Raw genomic sequence first — 21,897 nt, forward strand, 5'->3', positions numbered from 1 at the left:
AAATATCCCCGCCGGAGGCATGAAATCCTCAGAGCGCTGTCCAGCCACCATCCACAGAGATCGTTGTGCCTGTGATCTGTGCCGCAGCATCCGAGCACAGGAACGTCGCAGTGCCGCCCATCTGTTCGACGGTGGCGAATTCTTTGGACGGCTGGCGCGTCAGCATCACGTTCTCAATGACCTCATCCCGGGTCATATCGTATTCTTTCATCGTGTCCGGGATCTGTTTTTCAACGATCGGCGTCAGGACATATCCGGGACAGATCGCATTCGCGGTGATGGGTTCCTTCGCTGTTTCCAGCGCGGTGGTCTTCGTCAGCCCGACCACGCCGTGCTTTGCAGCAATATAGGCAGATTTATAGGGCGATGCGGTCAGACCATGGGCGGAGGCGATGTTGATCACCCTGCCCCATCCCGCCGCGCGCATCATCGGCAGGGCGACCGCCGTTGTGTGAAACGCCGACGACATATTGATCGCAATGATGGCATCCCACTTTTCCACCGGGAAATCAGGGATGCCCGCCACATGCTGGATGCCCGCATTGTTCACAAGAATATCGCAGACGCCGGCCTTTTCGATAAGGGCTCTGCACTGGTCTCCTTTGGACATGTCCGCCTGAATATAGCGGGCCGTTACACCGGTCTCCTTTGCGATTTCAGCCGCCAGCGCGTGATCTTCCTCGTTGTCCGTGAAGGAATTGAGCACAATATCCGCGCCGGCCCGCGCCAGTTCCCGCGCGATCCCAAGGCCAATGCCAGAGTTTGATCCTGTGATCACGGCGGTCTTTCCGCTGAGTGAGATTTCAAATGCCATGTGACGCTCTCCCGGTTGTCTTACAGCACTTTGCGTTTTTCTGAGGCACCCTGCATCGCGTTCCGCGTTCAAGCGAAGCGAGAGACAGCGGGTTGCGATTCAAATCAAACGCAAAGTGCTTTTTGCTGCGTTGCAGTGATCATGCCTTGCTGCAGCTGCAAAGTGAATGAGAAATCCGCAGAAACCCGGTCCCGCCCGATATCGTGATCCGCTGCAGACAGCAGGCCAAAAAAAACGCCTGCACAAGGCAGGCGTTAAGTTATTGAGGCAGGTTTCATACAGGCAAGAAACCTATCGAGCAGTGTTCTCTTTATAAGCAATCCGACGCCGCTGTCCAAGCTAAAAGTTTGATAACGCGTAAATTCACCGATAGGTTATGGGCAATGAAAATAAGGGCAGCAGGGGATTGTCTCCAAAATGAGCACGGTTTTTTTCCACCGTATCCGGGCGGGTATGCTGATTGTCGCGGCGATTCTCTGCACAACCCACGCGGTTGCTGAGCCGCAGCATGGTCTATCTATGTATGGTGATCCGGCGCTGCCACCGGATTTTGTGTCCCTGCCCTATGCCCGGCCGGATGCGCCCAAAGGCGGCAGCATAACGCTTGGAAACACCGGCGGTTTTGACAGCCTGAACCCCTTTGTGCGCAAAGGGACCGTGCCATGGCAGCTGCGGTTTTTCACCCACGAGTCCCTGATGGGCCGCAGCTGGGACGAACCCTTTGCACTTTATGGTCTGCTGGCCGAATCGGTTGAGGTGCCGGACGACCGCTCCTGGGTCGCCTTCACGCTGCGGGAAAACGCCCTCTTTTCAGACGGTACACCGGTCACAGTGGACGACGTGATTTTCTCCTACGACCTCCTGGCCACGCAGGGGCATCCCAGGTACCTCGGGCTGGCCGGTCAGATTGACAGCATCACCCAGACCGGCCCCCGCAGCCTGAAGATCACCTTCAACACGGAAAACCGCGAACTGGCATTGCTGGCGGGCATGCGCCCCATCCTGAGCCGGGCACAATGGGAAGGCCGGGATTTCGCCAATGCGCCGATCGGTGACATCCCGCTTGGCACCGGACCCTATGTTGTCAGTGACTATGAGGCCGGCCGGTTCGTGGAGCTGAGCCGCAATCCTGATTACTGGGGCGCTGATCTGCCGTTCCGGGCGGGGACGCATAACTTTGACCGGATCAAACTGGATTTCTATGGCGATGCCTCAGTGCTCTTTGAGGGGTTCAAGGCAGGCGAGATTTCCGCAGTGCGCGAATTCAACGCGGAAAAATGGGCGCGCCAGTATGACTTTCCCGCTGTCGAACGCGGAGAGGTTGTGAAAACGGAGATCCCGCATTCCAAACCATCCGGCATGACGGGTTTCGTGATGAACAGCCGCCGCGCGCCCTTTGATGACTGGCGGGTCCGCGAGGCGCTGATCCACGCGTTCAACTTCGAGTATATCAACGACACACTGACGGGGGGCGCGCAGCCGCGCATCACCTCCTACTTCTCTAATTCGGCCCTCGCCATGGAGCCGGGACCCGCACCCCAGGCGGTTGCCGGACTACTGGCCCCCTTTGCGGACGAACTGCTGCCGGGCACACTTGAGGGATACGAACTGCCGGTCAGTGACGGGTCCCTGCGAAACCGCAAAGGCATCCGGCGGGCCATGGCGCTGCTGGAGGAGGCCGGCTGGAGCCCACAGGACGGCGTGATGCGAAATGCCGCCGGTGACACCCTGGCCTTCACCCTGCTCATCGCACAGAACAGTGCTGAAAACCGCGCCATCGCCGACATATACCAGTCTGCGCTCGACCGGCTGGGCATTGAGATGACCATCGAGGCCACCGATGACGCGCAGTTCACGGAGCGCACGAATGACTTCGATTTTGACATGACAACCTATCGGCGCGCGCTGTCGCTGTCGCCGGGCAATGAACAGCGGTTTTACTGGGGGTCGGAATCGGCCGCACAGGAAGGGTCGCGCAACCTGATGGGCGTTGCCTCACCGGCGGCGGATGCAATGATCGACACGATGCTGCAGGCCAGATCGTCAGAGGAATTTGTTTCCGCTGTGCGCGCGCTCGACCGGGTGCTGACCGCTGGCCGCTACGTGATCCCTTTCTGGCAGTTCACCACAGGGCGCATCGCACATATCCGCGAAATGAAGTTTCCGGACAACCTGCCGATCTATGGCGATGGTCCCAGCTATATGCCGCATGTCTGGTGGTACGAGGCCTCAGACCAGTGAGGTGACCCAGAGGATGTTCGCATCCTCCTGACTGACCGAGACCACGTTATGGCCCATCGAAGCGTCATAATAGGCACTGTCGCCCCGGCGCATCTCAACGGGTTCGTAGAATTCCGTATAGAGGCGGATGACACCGGTCAGCACATAAAGGAATTCTTCGCCGTCATGGCGGACCCAGCCGTCAAACTCTGACATTTCGCGGGCCCGGACGCGTGCGCGATAGGGCAGCATCTGCTTTTTGGTCAGCGTATCGGCCAGAAGTTCGTGCTCATAGGTGGCCGTTGCCTGGGGCGTGCCCTGCCCGGTGCGCGTGACGGCCATCCTGCCGTTGACCTGCCCCGGACGGGGGGCGTGAAAAGCTGGGGCACTGATATTTCCAGCCCGGTGGCGAGCTTTTTCAGCGCGTCATAGGTCGGTGACATCTGACCGTTCTCGATCTTGCTGAGCGTCGATCGTGCCAGCCCGGCCTGACGGGCGGCCTGTTCCAGGGTCCAGTCCCGCGCCTTGCGCAGCTCGCGCACACGCACGCCCAGATCAAGGGGTACCGCCTGTGCGTCCTGCCCGCTTTCGCGCGCGATACGGATCAGATTTCTGGGGTCCCGGTCGGTCATACCCATTTCTATAGGAGGCTCGCCGGGTGCTTGCAACGCCCCGAAGGCCAGTCTAGCACGTGGCCTATGCTTTCTGTCGTGCATGAGGCCAGTGCGCCCGAGATCCCTGACCCGTTCAATCTGGCAGCCTATGTGCTGACTGAGGCCGGGGTGTCTGTGGACCGGACCGCGCTGGAAATCCACGGACCGGACGCCGTTGAGACCTGGACGTACGGCCAGCTGACAGCAGCGGTGCGCGGCACCGCGACCGGGCTGCTGGATCTTGGGCTGGCGCCGGGGGACCGGGTTCTGATGCGGCTGGGTAACACTGTCGATTTTCCGATTGCCTATCTGGGCGCACTGACGGCTGGTCTGGTGCCAGTGCCCACGTCGTCTGCGCTGACCGCGGGCGAAGTGGCACGGATTCTGCCCCTGATCCGGCCCGGCGCCATTCTGCGGGACGCGTCGGTGGCCTGCCCGGACGCCCCGGGGGTCATCCTGCCCGATACCCTGCACAGCTGGCGCGCATTGCCCCCGGCGGACTGGCACATGGGTCCGCCGGATCGTCCGGGCTACATCATTTTCACCTCCGGGACCTCCGGGACACCCCGGGCGGTTGTGCATGCCCATCGTGCCATTCTGGGCCGCCGCATGATGATGCAGGGCTGGTACGGGCTGGGCCCGGACGACCGGCTGATGCACGCCGGTGCGTTCAACTGGACCTATACGCTGGGGACCGGCCTGATGGATCCCTGGACCTGCGGCGCCACGGCGGTCATTCCGGCGGCGGGCACGCCATCCGATGCGCTGCCCGACCTGATCGCCAGATCGCGCGCCACCATTTTTGCCGCGGCACCGGGGGTTTACCGCCAGATGATGCGCACTGCGGGGGCCTGGTCCCTGCCCGCCCTGCGCCACGGGCTGAGTGCGGGAGAAAAGCTGCCACAGCGCACGGCAGAGACCTGGACGGCTGCCACGGGCACACCGGTCTTTGAGGCCTATGGGATGTCCGAGTGCTCTACCTTCATTTCCGGCTCTCCTGCGCACCCGGCGCGGGCAGGCGCGCTTGGGTCCGCACAGCCCGGGCGGCATATTGCGCTGCTGGGTCCGGACGGGCCGGTGCCCCGCGGACAGGAAGGCACGATCGCGGTACACCGCAGTGACCCGGGCCTGATGCTGGAATATCTGGACGCGCCCGAGGCAACAGCCGCGCGCATGCAGGGCGACTGGTTTCTGACCGGCGATCAGGCGGTCATGGATGACGATGGGCAGATCTTCTATCTCGGCCGCAATGACGATATGATGAACGCGGGCGGCTTCCGCGTTTCCCCTGTCGAAGTGGAAAACACGCTGGCGGAAGTGCCGGGAATTGCCGGTGTCGCGGTGACCGATGTGGCGCTGCGCGAGGATACCAGCGTGATTGCTGCATTTTACACCGCACCTGCCCCTCTGGACGATGCGATGCTGCATGACTATGTGCAAAAACATCTGGCGCGGTACAAACAGCCCCGCCTCTTTATCCATATGCCTGAGCTGCCCATGGGGGCGAACGGCAAAATCCTGCGCCGCGCCCTGCGTGACCAATTCAAGGCTCCTGAATGACCGATACGATCAAACTCGACATCATGTCCGACCCCATCTGCCCGTGGTGTTATATCGGCAAGACACATCTTGACCGCGCTCTGGCAGATTTCCCGGACCATCCCTTTGCCATTGAATGGCATCCGTTTCAGCTGAACCCCGATATGCCTGCGGGTGGCATGGGCCGGCGCGCGTATCTGGAAGGTAAATTCGGCGGCAAAGAAGGTGCTGTGCGGGCCTATGCACCCGTGGTTGAACATGCGGAAGCGGCTGGTCTCAGCATTGATTTTGAAGGCATGCAGCGCACGCCGAATACGCTGGACGCGCACCGTTTGATCCACTGGGCCGGGATTGAGGGCCGCCAGACAGCCGCCGTGAGCGCGTTGTTTCAGGCCTATTTCGTCGACGCACGGGACATCGGCGACCACGAAGTACTGGCCGATATTGCCGATGGTATCGACATGGATGCGGCCGTGGTCTCCAAGCTGCTGAAGTCAGATGCGGATGCCGAAGATATCCGCAAACGCGACGCCCACAGCCGCCAGATGGGTATTTCCTCGGTCCCGACCTTCATCGTCGCCGGGAAACATGCGGTGCCGGGGGCTCAGCCACCTGAGCTGTGGAAGAAGGTCATAACGGAACTTGCCGGCGACACCTGACAGGTCCTGTGCATCTTTACAGAGGCGCCTGTGCTATTCTGTGATTGTGCGGACTTCAACTTCCGGTTACTTCTGACGCTAAAGCGCGCCAAATTTCGGGCGCGGGTGTGCAGGGTACTGACGGGTGAGTGGGTCGCAAAATCCGATACCGATGGGACGGGGTGAATTCATTGCGCTGATGGCAATGATGTTCGCGACGATTGCCTTCTCCATTGATGCAATGCTGCCCGCGCTGCCGGAAATTGCCATGGAACTCACGCCGGATGATCCGACGCGGGCGCCGCTCATTCTGACATCCTTTGTTCTGGGCATGGGGCTGGGCACGTTCTTTGCCGGTCCGCTGTCGGATGCCTTTGGCCGCCGCACCATCATGTTCTGTGGTGCGGGGCTCTATATCGCCTCTGCCGCGGTGGCCTGGGCCTCAGCCTCGTTTGAAGTGATCCTCGCCGCCCGTATCGCGCAGGGCATCGGTGCGGCCGGTCCGCGCGTGGTGTCTGTTGCGATCATCCGTGACCTGTTTTCCGGCCGGGAAATGGCCCGGATCCTGTCGATTGCCATGATGATTTTCACGCTGGTGCCGGCATTTGCACCGGCCATGGGCGTGGTGATCATCGAATTCAGCGGCTGGCGCGGGATTTTCATGGCGTTCATCGTGTTCTCCCTGATCTCGGCCTTCTGGCTGGGTCTGCGGCTGCCGGAAACGCTGCCCGTCGCGCAAAGACGCCCGATCCGGCCACACCTGATCTTTGATGCGGTGCGTCAGATGTTCGCCCATCCGGTCGTGCGTCTGTCAATTTTCGTGCAGACGCTGTGCATGGCGATCCTTTTCTCGCTGCTGATGCTGATCCAGCCGATATACGAAAAGGTCTTTGATAAGCTGGAGAGCTTTCCGTTCTGGTTTGGTGGCATCGCGCTGGTCTCCGCGCTGGCCAGCCTGCTGAACGCGATCCTCGTGGTGCGACTTGGCATGCGGCGGCTTGTGACTATTGCGCTTTTTATCCAGATCGGCCTTTCGGGCGTGATGCTGATCAGCGCGGGCGGGATCGGCCCGCAGGGGTTCGCTTTTTTCGCGGTCTGGCAGGCCTATGTCTTTTTCCAGGCCGGGCTGACCGTCGGCAATCTCAACGCCATTGCTATGGAGCCGATGGGCCACATCGCAGGCATGGCGGCCAGCGTGATCGGCGCTGTGTCAACGGTGCTTGCAGCGGCCATCGCTTCGCCCATCGGGTTGCTTTTTGATGGTACGATCCGGCCGCTTGTGGGTGCGGTGTTTGTCATGGCGACGCTGGCAACCGCTCTTATGCTTTACATGGCGCGGATAGAGGCGCGGGTTCCGGCAGAGTAACGCTCAGCCTGCCTTCGCTTTGCGCTTTTTCTTTTCAGCAACAACCTTTTCAGCCAGATCACGGGCGATGGCAAAAGCTCCTTTGATCTTGTCGTTGTCTGCTTTCCAGTCGCGCCGGACAACGATTTTGTTGTCCTTCACCTTGGCCATGCCGCGCTGATCCTGAATGAACTCGACCAGCCCCTGGGGCGAGGCAAACTTGTCATTGTGGAACTGGATCGTCGCCCCGCGCGGACCGCCGTCCAGTTTGGCGATACCCGCGCGTTTGCACATGGCCTTGATCCGCACAACAAGCATCAGCGTGTTGACCTCGCGCGGCAGTTTACCGAACCGGTCAATCAGCTCGGCGGCGAAACCTTCCAGTTCCACTTTGGTGCTGAGACTGCTGAGACGGCGGTACAGCCCCAGACGCACATCAAGATCAGGCACATAGTCTTCGGGGATCAGCACAGGCACCCCAAGGTTAATCTGCGGCGCCCACTGATCGTCTGCCTCGCTGAGGCCTTCCATCTCGCCCGCACGGATCTTGGCAATCGCCTCTTCCAGCATCGACTGATAGAGCTCAAATCCCACATCGCGCATCTGTCCGGACTGTTCCTCGCCCAGCAGATTGCCGGCGCCACGGATGTCCAGATCCTGACTGGCCAGCGTGAAACCTGCGCCCAGCGTATCGAGGCTCGACAGCACACGGAGCCGTTTTTCCGCAGTGGCGGTCAGCTTCGCGCGCGGTTTCGTTGTCAGATAGGCATAGGCACGCGTTTTGGAGCGACCCACCCTGCCCCGGATCTGGTAGAGCTGCGCGAGTCCGAACATGTCTGCCCGGTGCACAATCATCGTATTGGCCGTGGGAATATCGAGACCGGATTCGACAATGGTGGTGGCCAGCAGCACGTCGAATTTACCGTCATAAAAGGCATTCATCCGGTCATCGAGTTCCCCGGCGGCCATCTGGCCATGCGCGACAACGTAGGTCAGTTCGGGCAGCTGTTCTTTAAGGAATTCCTCAATTTCAGGCAGATCGGAAATGCGCGGCACAACATAGAAAGACTGACCGCCCCGGTAATGCTCGCGCAACAGCGCCTCGCGCAGGGTGACACCGTCAAATTCGCTCACATAGGTCCGGATCGCCAAGCGGTCGACGGGCGGTGTGCCAATGATCGACAGATCCCGCACGCCGGTCAGGCTGAGCTGCAGCGTGCGCGGGATCGGCGTGGCGGTCAGGGTCAGCACGTGGATGTCCGTGCGCAGCTGTTTCAGGCGCTCCTTGTGTGTGACCCCGAAATGCTGTTCTTCATCAATGACCAGCAGGCCAAGGTTCTGAAAACGAACGCCTTTTGCAAGCAACGCATGGGTGCCGATGACGATGTCGACGGTGCCTCGCGCCATGCCATCCCGGGTGGCATTGGCCTCTTTGGTGCTGACAAAACGGCTGAGCTGGCGCACGTTGATCGGGAAACCGCGGAAGCGTTCGGCAAAGCTCTTGTAGTGCTGACGTGCCAGCAGTGTTGTGGGCGCGATCACCGCCACCTGAACACCGGACATGGCGGCCACAAAGGCCGCGCGCATCGCCACTTCGGTTTTCCCAAAGCCCACATCGCCACAGACCAGACGGTCCATCGGATTGCCGGAGGTCAGATCATCAATCACCTCGCCGATGGCGCGCAGCTGATCATCCGTTTCCTGATAGGGAAAACGCGCGCTGAAGGCATCCCACATGCCCGGCGGCGGCTCCAGCACCGGCGCTTTGCGCAGCGCGCGTTCCGCGGCCACCCGGATCAGCTTGTCGGCGATCTCGCGGATGCGTTCCTTGAGGCGTGCCTTCTTCGCCTGCCAGGCACCACCGCCCAGCCGGTCCAGCAGCCCTTCTTCGTGCCCGTATTTGGACAACAGCTCGATATTCTCTACAGGCAGGTAAAGCTTTGCCTGCTCTGCATATTCCAGCAGGATGCATTCGTGCGCCGCGCCGGCGGCGGTCACAACCTCCAGCCCTTTGTAGCGGCCGATGCCGTGATCCACGTGCACGATCAGATCGCCGGGGCTGAGGGACTGAGTTTCGGTCAGGAAGTTCTCGGCACGGCGTTTTTTGCGGGTGCTGCGGATCAGTCGATCTCCCAGCACGTCCTGTTCCGAAATGACCGTCAGGCCGGGCGCTTCGAACCCGTGCTCCAGCGCCCAGACGGCCAGATGCAGCCCGCGTTTGCCGATGCGCGTGGCGTCAGGTACGGGGATCGCTTCGGCCAGGCCTTCGTCCTCGATCAGACCTGTCAGACGTTCACGCGCCCCTTCGGAATAGCTGGCGATCAGGACAGGTCCCGTATCCAGTTTTGCTTTAACATGCGCGGCCAGAGCACCGAAAAGGCTCAGAGATTCCTGCTGTCGCTCCGGCGCGAAGTTCCGTCCGATACGGGCACCGGCATCCGTCACCCCCGGACCGGTCGCCTGGGGCAAAGCGGCCAGCTGCAGGACACGCCGGTCAGAAACCGCAGCGTTCCAGGCGTCATCGTCCAGATACAGGCTCTCAGGTGGTGCCGGTTTATACACCGTATCCATTTTCGAGCGGTTGGCCATAGCGAGGCGGCGCGTTTCATACTGATCCGCGATGCTTTCCCAGCGTGCAAGACGCGTCGGGGTGACCTGATCATCCAGCGTAATGGCGGCGTCAGGCAGATAATCGAACACTGTCTCAAGCTGTTCATGAAAGAAGCCGAGCCAGTGCTCTGCGCCCTGGTGCTTGCGCCCCGCGCTGATCGCTTCATAGAGCGGATCATCCGTGCCCGCCGCACCGAATTCGATGCGGTAGTTCTGCCGGAACCGGGTAATCGCAGCCTCATCCAGAATAACCTCGGACACCGGCGCCAGCTCAACGATATCCAGCTTCTCGGTGGTACGCTGACTTGCAGCATCAAACCGTCGCGCACCATCCAGCACGTCGCCGAAAAGATCGAGACGGACCGGCCCAAGATCACCCGGCGGGTAAATGTCGACGATGCCGCCCCGCACAGCATAATCGCCAGGTTCGGTAACCGTGGGGCTTTGCACAAATCCCATGCGGACCAGAAAGGCGCGCAGGGCCTTTTCGTCAATCCGGTCGCCGACACGCGCCGTGAAGGCGGCATCCCGCAGCACATCGCGCGCGGGTATCTTCTGGCTGGCCGCATTCAGCGTGGTAAGCAGAACAAACCTGTCCGGCATCCCGTGCACCAGCGCCGCGAGCGTTGCCATCCGGCGGGCGGAAATATCGGCATTCGGCGACACCCGGTCATAGGGCAGACAATCCCAGCCCGGAAACACCAAGACCGGCAGATCAGGGGCAAAAAACCGCAGGGCCGCCTGCATCGCTGCCAGCCGTTTGTCATCGCGTGCAATATGCATCACCGGACGGCCCCCACGCTCCAGTTCCTGCAGCAGGAACCGGGCGTCAAAGCCTTCGGGCACGCCCGAGACGGTGATATGCGAAGTGTCAGCCATGGGCTGCTTCAATTGGCCCATCAGGCGCTGGTGTCAACCGCCCAGAACGCCCGCAGAGAGGTTTTGGTACATTCCCCACAGCGCAGTGACAAAAATTGACACCACCCCGATCATCTGGACGTAAAGCCTGTGCCGTGTGAGCCGCCGGCACAAGAGCTCGCCGCTCGCATCTTCTGCCTGAATAAGGCGCGCCGTCGACAGCGAGATCAGCGCAATGACAGACATCGGCAGCCCCAGCAGAAACAGCGCCTGGGCGATTTCCAGCCCGTAAAAGAAACCAAGTCCACCCAGCATCGTCAGCAGAAAACACCCCAGCGTCAGCAGCCAGAGGCCGGAAACCCGCGCGATGAACAGCAGACGGTTGGTATTGATGCGGACGAGATCCTCAAGATCCTGTTCGGACTGCCCGCCATGACGGCGCGCGCGCTGCACCATGTCAAAAGGCACGCCCAGAACCCAGTGGCTGGCCGTGGACCACATCACGGCAAGTGCGATCCAGAACCAGAGGTTCGAGAAAGACCGCATGTCGATCAGTTCAAAAACGGAAGAATAGAAATCCAAGGGCGCGTGCTTTGGTTGCAGGTTTCGAGTGTCTTAGCTGCGCTTTGTGACGAATCCTAGCCTTGGCTTGGGTAAAAATACGTGCAAATCTCAGGTGTAACAGAAATTGGACACCTCCCACATGCGACCCACACAGGCTTCTTTTCCGGCGACCCGTCTGCGCCGGTCCCGCCAGTCACCTGCGCTGCGCGCTCTGACGCGTGAAAACACGCTGAGCGTGGATGATTTCATATGGCCGGTCTTTGTGCGGTCCGGCGATGGTATTGAGGAACCGGTGCCCTCGATGCCGGGCGTTTTCCGGCGCTCTGTCGACAGGATTGTTGAGGCGGCGCGCGAGGCGGCGGATCTGGGCATTCCGGCGATCTGCATTTTTCCCTACACGGGCATTGAGGAACGGACCGAGGATTGTGCCGGCGCCTGGGACCCTGAAAACCACGCAAACCGCGCCATCCGGGCGATCAAAAAGGCGGTGCCGGAAATTGCGGTGATGACCGACGTCGCACTGGATACCTACAATATCAACGGGCACGACGGCTTTGTCGAAGACGGCGAGATCGTCAATGACCGCACAGTTGAGGCGCTGGTGAAAATGACGCTCGCCCAGGCCGAGGCCGGTGCGGATATTATCGGCCCGTCGGATATGATGGACGGCCGTATCGGTGCGATGCGCAGTGCGCTGGAGGCCGCGGGCCATCAGCGGGTGATGATCCTGAGCTATTCGGCAAAGTACGCCTCGGCCTTTTACGGGCCGTTCCGTGACGCCGTGGGCGCATCCGGCGCGCTGACCGGTGACAAGAAAACCTATCAGATGGATCCCGGGAATTCCGACGAAGCGCTGCGGCTGATCGAACGCGATCTGCGCGAGGGAGCGGACATGGTCATGGTGAAGCCCGGGCTGCCCTATCTCGATATCTGCCGGCGGGTGAAGGACACCTTTGGCGCGCCCACCTACGCCTATCAGGTGTCGGGTGAATTCTCGATGATCCAGGCGGCGGCAGAACATGGCTGGATCGATGGGGAAAAGGTCATGATGGAAAGCCTGATGGCCTTTAAACGCGCGGGCTGCGACGGCATCCTGACCTATTTCGCACCGGCCGCCGCCCGCCTGCTGGCCAAACAGCGATAAGCCGCGCAATCACGGCAGTTTGGGGTGACAGAGCCGCGCAATCGGCGTATGTTTGCGCATAAGCCGGGCAAACCGGCGTTCGGGCAACAAAATACAGGCAATCATATGAAACGTTCAGGAATTTCCCGGCGGGTATTCACCATAGGTGCATTCGCCGGTGTGGCCGTTACCGCAGCATGCGGCAACGGCATTGGCTCCCCCGGTGGCGCCCAGATCGACGCACGCGTGGATGCAACGCTGGAACAGATGTACCAGAGCTACCCCAACACCCGTAATCTTGCGGACAAGGCCAATGGTATCCTTGTGATGCCGCTGGTGACAGAGGCCGGATTCGGCTTTGGTGGCGCGTATGGTCAGGGTGCGCTGCGGGTCAACGGGATCACCGTTGATTATTATTCGACGACCAAGATCACCGGCGGTCTGCAGATCGGCGCGCAGCAATATGCGCATGTGCTGTTCTTTATGACCGAGGATGCGCTGGCGAACTTCCGGCGCTCTTCCGGCTGGGCGGCCGGCGGTGACATTGAATACGTTGTTTCCGATCAGGGAGACGGCGTGAGCGCCAATACCACAACAGCCCTGACACCGGTGATTGCTGCTGTGTTCGGGCGTGCTGGTCTGCGCGTCGGCGCGACACTGCAGGGCACCAAATACACGCGCATCATTCCCTGAGCGGCTTCCGGCGACAGTGTTTCAGCGGTTCAGGCCGCTTTGAGCGGATCCGCTGAAACCTGCGTTTCCTGAATAAACGCAACGCTCGCTTCAATCCTGAGAATGACGGCTGAAAGCTCGCTTTCGCATCTGTTCAGTTCTGCAATGGATTCTGTCCAGCCCGTCCGCGTCCCTTGTCAGGCCGGCCCGTTCGATTTTGCACATAATGCGGGTCATTTCGAGGCCGGACATCACCCGGCGGATATCGCGGCAGCGATCAGCGAAATGCTTGCTGCGCCTGGCCAGATCCTTCAGCCCCGTTACCAGCACATCACCGGATGCACGTTTCAGTTTTTCGAGGCGGGCCTCCTCGGCCTTCTTGTCGACATCATCCGGCGTCACTTCATTGTCAAAGCCATCCAGAATATCCGACAGCAAACGCGTGGTCGATGTTACGAAGCAAACCTGACCAATGTGATCGGCGCTTTCCTGAGCCGTTCGGGAAAAACCTGTCACAGCCTCTTCGAGCGAGCGCATCATATCCTGGTGATTACCCGAAATGACGCCGATGGGGCCGTCGCGCCCTTCCAGTCTTTGTGCCTGCAGTTTCATATTGTGCGGGATCTGCTTGGTTTCCTCAAAGATGCTGGCAACCGTTCGCGCGTTTTCTTCGATCTGAGCCACTGCTTCCAGCATCTTTTCCAGTGAACCAAGTGACGCGTCCGGTCCCAGTCCCAGTGCCTCCTGCCGTGCCGCAATCTCTTCGTTCAGAGCTGTGACCATAAAGTGCTGGTAAGATTTACTCCCATCTTTTTTCAGCGCGTCCAGCAGAGCATTCGCGCTTTTCTGCGGAGAAATATCGTCGTCGAGTTCTCTGCGCCGCAGATCGAGATACAGTTTGGAAATTCGGGCCAGCCTTGGTCCGAGGGGTTTCAGCCTGACGGAAAGATATCCGTCATCTGTCGGAACCATGACGGCAAAACCCAGTAATGCGTTCCATCTTTGCTCAGGTTCTGGACATAACCTCCGACCGGTGTCGACCGTCCAAGGCACTCCCACAGAAGATGAAATACACCGCGCGGCATGTTCGGATGCCTGATGATTTTGTGGGGCGCTCCACGCAGTGCTTTCCATTCGTATCCGCTGATGCGACAGAACGTTTCATTGGAAAACCTGATTACGCCGCGTTTGTCAGTCCGGGAAAAAACAATTCTTCTGCCTGTAAATCCTTAGACTCCATTGAATTCAGTATTTGGTTTTTGGAGTTCATGTTCTTCTGCTTCCGGGATCGTTTCGACCTCAAAAGTGGCTTCCAAATCTTTGCCGTTTGGTAAACCAGACCAGCTTTTCATGGTTTTTGTGGTGCTGCCCCCACCCCTTGCCTAAAAAACAGAACGCAGCCGGGCTTCCTCGCCACTTTTTTGAGCTGGAGTTCCGGGGGCATTCTGCAGACTCGCAGGCCATACGGCACCGTAAACGAATTTTACGGTGCCGATTCTTTCTGCATCCGAAAATCAGCGCGCCGCTCAGGAAGCCAATAACAGGCTCAACCGAGCGCCTGCAGCCGCTTGAACAGGCTGGAGGTATCCCAGCGGCCGCCGCCCATTTTCTGCACGTCTTTATAGAATTGGTCGACCAGTGCCGTGACCGGCAGGCTGGCACCGGTCTCATCCGCTGTGCTCAGGCAGATGCCAAGGTCCTTGCGCATCCAGTCGGTCGCGAAACCGTGGTCGAAATGATCGTCCAGCATCGTCTCATAACGGTTCGACATCTGCCAGCTCCCAGCGGCGCCCTGGCTGATCACCTCAACCACTGCACGACCGTCGAGGCCCGCTTTGTCCGCAAAGTGCAGCGCTTCGCTCAGGCCCTGAACCAGACCGGCAATGGCAATCTGATTGCACATTTTGGTCATCTGACCTGCCCCGCTGTCTCCTATGCGGCGGCAGATTTTGGAATACACTTCCATCACCGGCAGCGCACGGTCATAGGCGGCTTCTTCACCACCACACATGATCGACAGGGCAGCGTTTTCCGCGCCAGCCTGACCGCCGGAAATCGGCGCGTCCACAAAACTGACCCCACTGTCGCCGGCTGCTGCAAAAAGTTCGCGGGTCACTTTGGCGGACACTGTGGTGTGATCTACAAAAACCGTGCCACTCCCCATGCCTGCAAAGGCCCCGTCATCGCCCAGACAGACGCTGCGCAGGTCATCATCGTTGCCGACACAGGCCATGACGAATTCTGCGCCGTCCGCTGCCTCACGCGGGGTGATCGCCATTGCCCCACCGTAGGTTTCCACCCATTTTTCCGCCCGCGCCGCGGTGCGGTTATAGACTGTGACCTCATGGCCTGCCTTCTGAAGATGTCCTGCCATCGGGCCGCCCATGACGCCCAGTCCCAGAAATGCTACCCTGGCCATATTTCAATCCCTCCCTTTGGGTGTTGCGTTACGCTGCTGTCCTACCTAACAGTCAGATGCGCCGGGTCAACAAACCGGCGGGATATTCACGGGGCAGCAGATGGCTCTGATCTTCAAATGGCTGATGCGTCTCGCGGGGGCGATGATTGCGCTGGTGGTTCTGGGTGTGTGCCTGGTGTACTACCTCGCGTCCCGGTCACTGCCGGAATACGACGCGGTGATCGAGGTGCCTTACCTGAACGCGCCGGTCGAAATTGTGCGCGACAACGCCAACGTGCCGCATATTTTCGGCAGCACCGACGAGGATGTTTTTTACGCCCTTGGTTTTGCCCATGCGCAGGACCGTCTGTGGCAGATGACAATGATGCGGCGCACCGCACAGGGGCGGCTGTCCGAAATATTCGGCACCGCGACGCTCAATGTGGACAAACTACTGCGCCGCCTGGATCTTTACACCCTCGCCACGGCATCGGTTGATGCCCAGAACGAACGCACGATGCGCATGTTGCGGGCCTATGCCACTGGCGTGAATGTCCGGCTGGATCAGGTAAACGCGCAGGCTCTGGGGCGCGGTGCACCGGAGATGTTCCTCTTTAACGCACCTATGGCCCCCTGGCGGCCAGCGGATTCTGCTTGCGATCATCAAACTGATGGGTCTGCAGCTGTCAGGACACCTTGATGCCGAAGTGCTGCGCGCCCGGATGTCGCTTGCGGTACCGGATGCTGACCGGCTGGCTGACATCCTGCCTGACGCGCCCGGCACGGGTGTTGTGGCGCTGCCGGAATATTCAGCGCTCTTCCCTGAAGCGCCCCGGTTCGCAGAAAGCCTGCCCCATGATGATCATCCACTGTCGCCGTTCAAACGGCGGATGATGGCCGGTGCGTCAAACGCCTGGGCTGCGGATCCGACACGGTCTGCAGCCGGTGGTACGCTGCTGGCGAACGACCCGCATCTGGGCTTTACCGCGCCCGCAATCTGGTATCTGGCGCGGCTGGAACTGGAAAGTGGTGGCGTAATCGGGGGCACCATTCCAGGCATGCCGGTTATTCTGACAGGCCGGAGCGCGGAGCTTGGCTGGGGACTTACATCTGCCGGGATGGACGATCAGGACGTCTATATCGAGGCGCTGAACCCGGACAACCCCGAGGAATACCGGACCCCGGACGGCTTCAAGGCGTTTGATACCCGCTCTTCGATCATCAACATCAAAGATGAAACGCCTGTTACGATCACGCTGCGGTGGACCGACAACGGCCCTGTCCTGCCCGGCACGCATTACAATCTGGCGACCATCACACCTCCGGGCCATGTGGCATCGCTCGCCTGGACCGTTCTCAGCCCCAATGACACTTCAATGGCCGCAGCACTTGAGCTGATGCGCGCCAAATCCGTGAGCGAAGGCATTGATGCTGCCGAAAGCTTTGTGGCCCCGGCCCAGAACCTGATCCTCGCGGACCGCAAAGAAATTGCGATGAAAATGATCGGGGCCATGCCCCGGCGCGATGCGAACCATCAGAGCCAGGGTCGGATGCCCAGCCCGGGGTGGATTGCCGCCAACCGCTGGCAGGGCCGCCTGCCCTATGCCTCGAACCCGCGGGTTACAGCACCCAATGGCGGCATTCTGGGCAACACCAACAACAAGGTCGTGGACAGGCCGTTTCCGAACCACGTGTCCTTTGTCTGGGGCGACACCCAGCGTGTGCAACGCTGGCAGCGCCTGATGCAGGCCCGCCAGGTCCACACGCGTGACAGCTTCATCGAGGCGCAGCTGGACAATGTGAGTTTCACCGCCCGGTCCCTGCTGCCGCTGATCGGAGCAGAACTGTGGTTCACCGGCGAGGCCGCACCCGAAGGCACACCGCTGCGCCAGCGCCAGCGTGCCCTGACCCTGCTGGCCAGCTGGTCCGGTGAAATGAACGAACACATGCCTGAGCCGCTGATCTACATGGCCTGGCTGCGCAGTCTGCAGGCCCGCATGGTTCAGGACGAACTGGGGCCACTGGCGCGGGAACTGACCCATGTGGAGCCGCTCTTTATCGAGCGTGCCTTCCGCGATGTGAACGGTGCAGCCGTCTGGTGCGATGTGATCCAGTCCGCGCCGGAAGAAACCTGTGCGGACATGGCGCGGCTTGCGCTGGATGACGCGCTGATCTGGATCAGTGAAAACTGGGGACCGGCGCTGGAAACCCTTCGCTGGGGCGACGCGCATCAGGCGACCCATGACCATCAGGTGCTGGGAGGTGTGCCAGTGCTCCGCTTCTTCGTGAACATCCGCCAGTCCACAAACGGCGGTGACAACACCCTGCAGCGTGGTCTGACGCGTGGCGGAAACGGGCCGGACCCGTTCCACAATGTGCATGGGGCTGCCTATCGCGGTGTCTACGATTTTGCCGATCCCGACAGTTCCGTATTCATCACCTCCACCGGCCAGTCCGGGCATTTTCTGTCGCGGCACTACGATGACATGGCGCAGCTGTGGCGGCGGGGCGAATACATACCGATGTCGCTTGACGAGGACCTGGCCCGCGCCGCCTCGGTCGGTGTCACCATTCTGCGCCCGCAGGAATAGATGGCCCGCGTTATCCTGTTTCACAAACCCTTTGGTGTCCTGTCCCAGTTCACGGACAAAGGCACCGAAGGCTCACCGCGCCCCACACTTTCGGGTTTTATCGACGTGCCCGGGTTTTATCCGGCCGGCCGGCTGGACCGGGACAGCGAAGGTCTGATGGTCCTGACCGACAATGGCCGTCTGCAGGCGCGGATCGCCAGTCCAAAGCACAAGATGCCCAAAACATACCTTGTGCAGGTGGAGGGCGCCCCGGATGAGGATGCCGTGTCACAACTGGCGCGAGGGGTCACGCTGAAGGACGGACCGACGCGCGCCGCTCAGGTCACGCAGACTACTGAGCCTGATCCGCTCTGGCCCCGTGATCCGCCCGTGCGGTTCCGCAAAACGGTGCCGGATCACTGGCTGCGCATCACAATCACCGAAGGGCGCAACCGGCAGGTAAGGCGCATGACCGCCCATGTGGGCCTGCCCTGTCTGCGGCTGATCCGGGTACAGGTCGGCACCTGGCAGCTGAACAGGCTGGCACCGGGGGCCTGGCGGTATGCAGATGCAGACGGGCCCTGAAGCGTCGTACGCAAGACTGAAGCACTTTACGCTGCCTGAAACCCGGGACTTCAGAGCGTTAAACAATACTGTATTTCGTCAGACGCTTTAAAGCCGCGCGAACTGATCCTGCTGCGCCCTCGTCCAGCGCACAGTGATATCGAAACCTGTCTCGTTCTGCTCTTCGCGTTCCACAATGTCCTGCTGGAAAAGCCAGGCCCGTTTCTTGCCATCCGCAAAGCCCAGCGACAGGGTTTCTGTCTGGCGTGCGCCTTCAAGACGCGTTGTGACGGCCTCAAGCAGCGGATCAATGCCTTCCCCCGTCAGGGCGGACAGGGCAAACACATTTTCGTCCCGTGCCGCGCGGGCGCGCATGGCATCCGCCTCGCTCTCCGGCAGAAGATCCAGCTTGTTCCAGATCTCAAAGGTCGGCCGGTCGTCCTCAACGCCAAGGGAGGCCATGATGGTCCGCACATCCACTGCCTGCTCTTCGGTCTCCGGATGCGAGATATCCCGGACGTGACAGATCACGTCTGCAGCCAGCACCTCTTCGAGTGTCGCCCGGAACGCGGCCACCAGTTCGGTGGGCAGATCGGAAATAAATCCAACCGTGTCCGACAGGATCACCTCCGGTCCCTCGGGCAGCTGCAGCCGCCGCATGGTCGGGTCAAGTGTGGCAAAGAGCATATCCTTTGCCATGACCTCGGCCCCGGTCAGCCGGTTAAAGAGCGTCGATTTACCCGCATTGGTGTAGCCGACAAGCGCCACAATCGGATACGGTACCTTGGCGCGGGCGGCCCGGTGCAGTGCGCGGGTCTTTACCACCTTGTCGAGCTGGCGGCGCAGCCGCACAAGCTGTTCGTCGATGGCACGCCTGTCCGCCTCGATCTGCGTCTCCCCCGGGCCACCCACAAACCCGAGACCACCCCGCTGGCGTTCAAGGTGGGTCCAGGCCCGCACCAGCCGCGTGCGCTGATAGCTGAGCGCTGCCATCTCGACCTGCAGCACACCTTCACGGGTCGCGGCGCGGTCGCTGAAAATCTCCAGGATCAGCCCGGTCCGGTCGAGCAGTTTGAGCCCCCAGGCTTTTTCGAGGTTTCGCTGCTGCACAGGGCTGACAGGGCCGTCTACCAGCACGAGATCAATCTCTGCCGCTTCAAAGCAGGCCTTGAGTTCGTCGATCTTGCCGGACCCGAACAGCATGCCAGCCCGCACGGTTTTGAGCGGCACGATATCGGCACCGATCACTTCGAGTTCCGGCAGCGCACGTGCGAGCGATACCGCCTCTTCGAGGGCGTACTCCGGCATACGGCGCTCAGCATCCGAACGGATGTCAGGATGCAGCACCCAGGCGCGGGTCGCCTTCGGACCAGCGGTATTGTCGATCTGAAATGTGGGACGGCTCAAGAAGCGTCTTCGCCCTCATAAAGGCTGATCGGCTGACTTGGCATGATTGTCGAAATGGCGTGTTTGTACACCAGCTGGGACTGGCCATCGCGACGCAGCAATACACAGAAATTATCAAACCAGGTGATCACACCCTGCAGTTTCACCCCGTTGATCAGAAAGATCGTAACGGGCACTTTGGTTTTACGCACGTGATTCAGGAACGCATCCTGAAGATTCTGTCTGTCCGACGCCATTCTGGTATTCGCCTTTTTTCTTGCCGGGGACCGCGGACCGGACCCTCTCCCTCCGGGCAGAGTATGAAGGGGACAGCGCCGAGATTCCACCCCAAAAAACAGTCCGTTACGGACCTATTCCCGCGGGCAGGTCAGCCGCGCCAGAGATCGGGCGTCAAAAGCGCAATAATGGCAAGGGTTTCCAGCCGGCCAAGCACCATTGCCGCGCAGAAAACCGCCTTGGCGCCGCCGCTGAGTTCAACCAGAGCGATAGGGTCTTCGGCGGCAAATGAGATGAGCGGCCCGGTGGTCGACAATCCCGCCACGGCCAGCACCATCGCATCCTCAAAGTCCACTCCCAGCAGGGCAAGCAGCATGGTGATTGCGGCCAGCGTTAGCGCAAAAAGCATGAAGAAAATCCATGCAATGAAGGCGCCGTTTCGCTGAATGCGGCGGCTTTCCCGGCCTGCGCGGCTCACAGAGGACGGATGCACGAGCTTTTCCAGTTCCCGCCGCCCGTTCAGATAGAGTGCGAAGACCCGCAGCAGTTTGACACCTCCGGCAGTGGTCGCGACCCCGCCTCCAATGAGCGCGAGCCCCATCAGGATCAGGCCGGGTGTCTGCAGTCCGGACCAGGCCTGGGCCTCTGACCAGCCTGCGCTCGCAAAACCGGTGGTTGTCAGGAAGGACATCACAGTGAAGAGCGCCCCCCAAAATGCGCGGATCGCCGCCTGCAGCTCCTCACCCGTCTCGAAATCCAGCGCCCCGATCCAGTGACGCAGGAAAATGACAAGGGGCACGCCGAGGACAATCGCCAGCCCAAGCCGGAATTCCGGATCCGTGCTCAGACCGCCCTGCGTCGCCGTAATGGTGTCGGACGAAAACGTCAGCCGTGACAGTGCAAACAGCATAAAGAGCAGCATCAGGATCTCGCCGGTAAAGCCGGACCCGTTCTCGCCGACACCGCCCACCGCCGAAATACCCGAGGTCGCCATGACCGACATTGCATGTGTGAGCGCCACGAGCGGCCGGTCGCCGCTCACAAAGAGAAGTATCCACAGCAGCAGCGTCAGCCCGACATAGATGGGCACAAGGGTTGAGACCACACGCAACAGGCGGTCCCGTGGGTTCGTGCGGCCGTAAATGGTGCTCTGGCTTTCGCGTTGCCCGGGTTCAGCCTGGGCCGTCACTTCAAATCCGCCGAGGTTCAGCGGGGCCAGAATGGCCGATGCGGCGATCCACATGGTGATCCCGCCCATCCAGCCGACCTGCGCCCGCCAAAGGTGCAGCGTATCGTTCAGCCGCGCGGGCCGGTCAAAAAGCGTGGCACCGGTGGTTGTGACGGCACTGACCATCTCGACATAGGCATTGATAAAAGTGGTAGTCCCCAGCCCCTCAAAGAATGGAACCGCCAGAAAAACCGGCAGGAACACAAATGTTGAAAAGAGTGACAAAAGCGTACCCAGCGTACCATGGCGCGGTCTGCGCCCGGCGTGAGCTGTGGCGACCATACCGAAGATGATCAGCCCCAGCAGACTGCTGTAGAAAAACGCACGTGCGGTTGCCAGTTCGCGGATCGCACCACCATGCAGCGCCGGCACCAGCATAGAGACAGAAGCCACCCCAAAGATCAGCAGAAAGAGCGGCATCTGCAGCAGCTGTTCAAGTGCCGATCTGCGCCCGGGGCTTTGTCGTGCGCGGGCCATG

At 60.6% G+C, this 21,897-nt stretch carries 16 protein-coding genes and 2 pseudogenes; 8 read left to right on the forward strand and 10 right to left on the reverse strand.

Features of this window, described 5'->3' with window-relative positions; genetic code table 11:
- Positions 1-28 precede the first annotated feature (28 nt).
- Positions 29-814 (reverse strand): 3-hydroxybutyrate dehydrogenase, encoded by a 786-nt coding sequence (locus ACZ1HA_RS07330; protein ID WP_375227687.1) that lies wholly within the window; start codon positions 812-814, stop codon positions 29-31.
- Positions 815-1,231: 417 nt separating this feature from the next.
- Between ACZ1HA_RS07330 and ACZ1HA_RS07335 the strand changes: the two genes are divergently transcribed.
- The gene (locus ACZ1HA_RS07335; protein ID WP_472713427.1) at positions 1,232-3,055 is read left to right on the forward strand and encodes an extracellular solute-binding protein; all 1,824 of its coding nucleotides are present in this window, start codon (positions 1,232-1,234) and stop codon (positions 3,053-3,055) included.
- Here ACZ1HA_RS07335 and ACZ1HA_RS07340 read toward each other — a convergent pair.
- Positions 3,044-3,666: pseudogene (locus ACZ1HA_RS07340) on the reverse strand (helix-turn-helix domain-containing protein). The gene ACZ1HA_RS07335 and the pseudogene ACZ1HA_RS07340 sit on opposite strands and share 12 nt — an antisense overlap.
- 66 nt (positions 3,667-3,732) lie before the next feature.
- On the opposite strand from ACZ1HA_RS07340, the gene ACZ1HA_RS07345 reads away from it, so the two are divergent.
- From ACZ1HA_RS07345 to ACZ1HA_RS07355, 3 genes are all read left to right on the forward strand, one after another.
- A complete protein-coding gene (locus ACZ1HA_RS07345; protein ID WP_472713428.1) occupies positions 3,733-5,247 on the forward strand; it encodes a class I adenylate-forming enzyme family protein in 1,515 nt (504 codons plus the stop codon).
- Positions 5,244-5,885, forward strand: a complete 642-nt coding sequence (locus ACZ1HA_RS07350) for a DsbA family oxidoreductase (protein ID WP_472713429.1) — start codon at positions 5,244-5,246, stop codon at positions 5,883-5,885. Before ACZ1HA_RS07345 ends, ACZ1HA_RS07350 begins: the two co-directional genes overlap by 4 nt.
- 151 nt (positions 5,886-6,036) lie before the next feature.
- A complete protein-coding gene (locus ACZ1HA_RS07355) occupies positions 6,037-7,230 on the forward strand; it encodes an MFS transporter (protein WP_472715300.1) in 1,194 nt (397 codons plus the stop codon).
- A 3-nt stretch (positions 7,231-7,233) separates the two neighbouring features.
- On the opposite strand, the gene mfd is transcribed toward ACZ1HA_RS07355, so the two are convergent.
- Positions 7,234-10,698 (reverse strand): transcription-repair coupling factor, encoded by a 3,465-nt coding sequence (gene mfd, locus ACZ1HA_RS07360; RefSeq protein WP_472713430.1) that lies wholly within the window; start codon positions 10,696-10,698, stop codon positions 7,234-7,236.
- Positions 10,699-10,731: 33 nt separating this feature from the next.
- Complete coding sequence (locus ACZ1HA_RS07365) at positions 10,732-11,259, reverse strand: component of SufBCD complex (protein ID WP_375227682.1); 528 nt, start codon at positions 11,257-11,259, stop codon at positions 10,732-10,734.
- A gap of 121 nt (positions 11,260-11,380) precedes the next feature.
- Here ACZ1HA_RS07365 and hemB point away from each other — a divergent pair, with 121 nt between their 5' ends.
- On the forward strand, positions 11,381-12,385 hold the full coding sequence (gene hemB, locus ACZ1HA_RS07370; protein WP_436399358.1) for a porphobilinogen synthase: 1,005 nt from the start codon (positions 11,381-11,383) through the stop codon (positions 12,383-12,385).
- A 105-nt stretch (positions 12,386-12,490) separates the two neighbouring features.
- A complete protein-coding gene (locus ACZ1HA_RS07375; RefSeq protein WP_375227680.1) occupies positions 12,491-13,057 on the forward strand; it encodes a lipid-binding SYLF domain-containing protein in 567 nt (188 codons plus the stop codon).
- Positions 13,058-13,147: 90 nt separating this feature from the next.
- Here the strand turns inward: ACZ1HA_RS07375 and ACZ1HA_RS07380 are convergent, their stop codons facing one another.
- The 3 genes from ACZ1HA_RS07380 to ACZ1HA_RS07390 all read right to left on the reverse strand — a co-directional run bounded on the left by ACZ1HA_RS07380 (position 13,148) and on the right by ACZ1HA_RS07390 (position 15,455).
- Complete coding sequence (locus ACZ1HA_RS07380) at positions 13,148-14,008, reverse strand: hypothetical protein (protein ID WP_472713431.1); 861 nt, start codon at positions 14,006-14,008, stop codon at positions 13,148-13,150.
- A complete protein-coding gene (locus ACZ1HA_RS07385) occupies positions 13,969-14,247 on the reverse strand; it encodes a PAS domain-containing protein (protein ID WP_472715301.1) in 279 nt (92 codons plus the stop codon). The genes ACZ1HA_RS07380 and ACZ1HA_RS07385 overlap by 40 nt, the downstream gene beginning before the upstream one ends.
- A gap of 335 nt (positions 14,248-14,582) precedes the next feature.
- Positions 14,583-15,455 carry an NAD(P)-dependent oxidoreductase gene (locus ACZ1HA_RS07390; RefSeq protein ID WP_472713432.1) on the reverse strand — a complete coding sequence of 291 codons (873 nt, stop codon included), beginning with the start codon at positions 15,453-15,455 and terminating at the stop codon, positions 14,583-14,585.
- 100 nt (positions 15,456-15,555) lie between these two features.
- On the opposite strand from ACZ1HA_RS07390, the pseudogene ACZ1HA_RS07395 reads away from it, so the two are divergent.
- Both ACZ1HA_RS07395 and ACZ1HA_RS07400 read left to right on the forward strand, forming a co-directional pair.
- Positions 15,556-18,025 (forward strand): annotated as a pseudogene (locus ACZ1HA_RS07395) (penicillin acylase family protein).
- Positions 18,026-18,589: a pseudouridine synthase gene (locus ACZ1HA_RS07400; RefSeq protein ID WP_472713433.1), complete on the forward strand. Its 564-nt coding sequence runs from the start codon at positions 18,026-18,028 to the stop codon at positions 18,587-18,589.
- Between the two features lie 87 nt (positions 18,590-18,676).
- On the opposite strand, the gene hflX is transcribed toward ACZ1HA_RS07400, so the two are convergent.
- The 3 genes from hflX to ACZ1HA_RS07415 form a co-directional block, all read right to left on the reverse strand.
- The gene (gene hflX / locus ACZ1HA_RS07405; RefSeq protein WP_472713434.1) at positions 18,677-19,975 is read right to left on the reverse strand and encodes a GTPase HflX; all 1,299 of its coding nucleotides are present in this window, start codon (positions 19,973-19,975) and stop codon (positions 18,677-18,679) included.
- Positions 19,972-20,211: an RNA chaperone Hfq gene (hfq, locus tag ACZ1HA_RS07410; RefSeq protein ID WP_007119530.1), complete on the reverse strand. Its 240-nt coding sequence runs from the start codon at positions 20,209-20,211 to the stop codon at positions 19,972-19,974. Before hfq ends, hflX begins: the two co-directional genes overlap by 4 nt.
- A gap of 131 nt (positions 20,212-20,342) precedes the next feature.
- Positions 20,343-21,896 carry a TrkH family potassium uptake protein gene (locus tag ACZ1HA_RS07415; protein ID WP_472713435.1) on the reverse strand — a complete coding sequence of 518 codons (1,554 nt, stop codon included), beginning with the start codon at positions 21,894-21,896 and terminating at the stop codon, positions 20,343-20,345.
- Between the last annotated feature and the right edge of the window lies 1 nt (position 21,897).

The organism is Roseobacter sp. S87 (assembly GCF_055693285.1).

Coding starts and splice junctions, on each gene's coding strand:
- ACZ1HA_RS07330 (WP_375227687.1), bottom strand. CDS start 814: ATGGCATTTGAAATCTCACTCAGCGGAAAGACCGCCGTGATCACAGGA.
- ACZ1HA_RS07335 (WP_472713427.1), top strand. CDS start 1,232: ATGAGCACGGTTTTTTTCCACCGTATCCGGGCGGGTATGCTGATTGTC.
- ACZ1HA_RS07345 (WP_472713428.1), top strand. CDS start 3,733: ATGCTTTCTGTCGTGCATGAGGCCAGTGCGCCCGAGATCCCTGACCCG.
- ACZ1HA_RS07350 (WP_472713429.1), top strand. CDS start 5,244: ATGACCGATACGATCAAACTCGACATCATGTCCGACCCCATCTGCCCG.
- ACZ1HA_RS07355 (WP_472715300.1), top strand. CDS start 6,037: ATGGGACGGGGTGAATTCATTGCGCTGATGGCAATGATGTTCGCGACG.
- mfd (WP_472713430.1), bottom strand. CDS start 10,698: ATGGCTGACACTTCGCATATCACCGTCTCGGGCGTGCCCGAAGGCTTT.
- hemB (WP_436399358.1), top strand. CDS start 11,381: ATGCGACCCACACAGGCTTCTTTTCCGGCGACCCGTCTGCGCCGGTCC.
- ACZ1HA_RS07375 (WP_375227680.1), top strand. CDS start 12,491: ATGAAACGTTCAGGAATTTCCCGGCGGGTATTCACCATAGGTGCATTC.
- ACZ1HA_RS07380 (WP_472713431.1), bottom strand. CDS start 14,008: ATGGTTCCGACAGATGACGGATATCTTTCCGTCAGGCTGAAACCCCTC.
- ACZ1HA_RS07390 (WP_472713432.1), bottom strand. CDS start 15,455: ATGGCCAGGGTAGCATTTCTGGGACTGGGCGTCATGGGCGGCCCGATG.
- ACZ1HA_RS07400 (WP_472713433.1), top strand. CDS start 18,026: ATGGCCCGCGTTATCCTGTTTCACAAACCCTTTGGTGTCCTGTCCCAG.
- hfq (WP_007119530.1), bottom strand. CDS start 20,211: ATGGCGTCGGACAGACAGAATCTTCAGGATGCGTTCCTGAATCACGTG.
- ACZ1HA_RS07415 (WP_472713435.1), bottom strand. CDS start 21,896: ATGGCCCGCGCACGACAAAGCCCCGGGCGCAGATCGGCACTTGAACAG.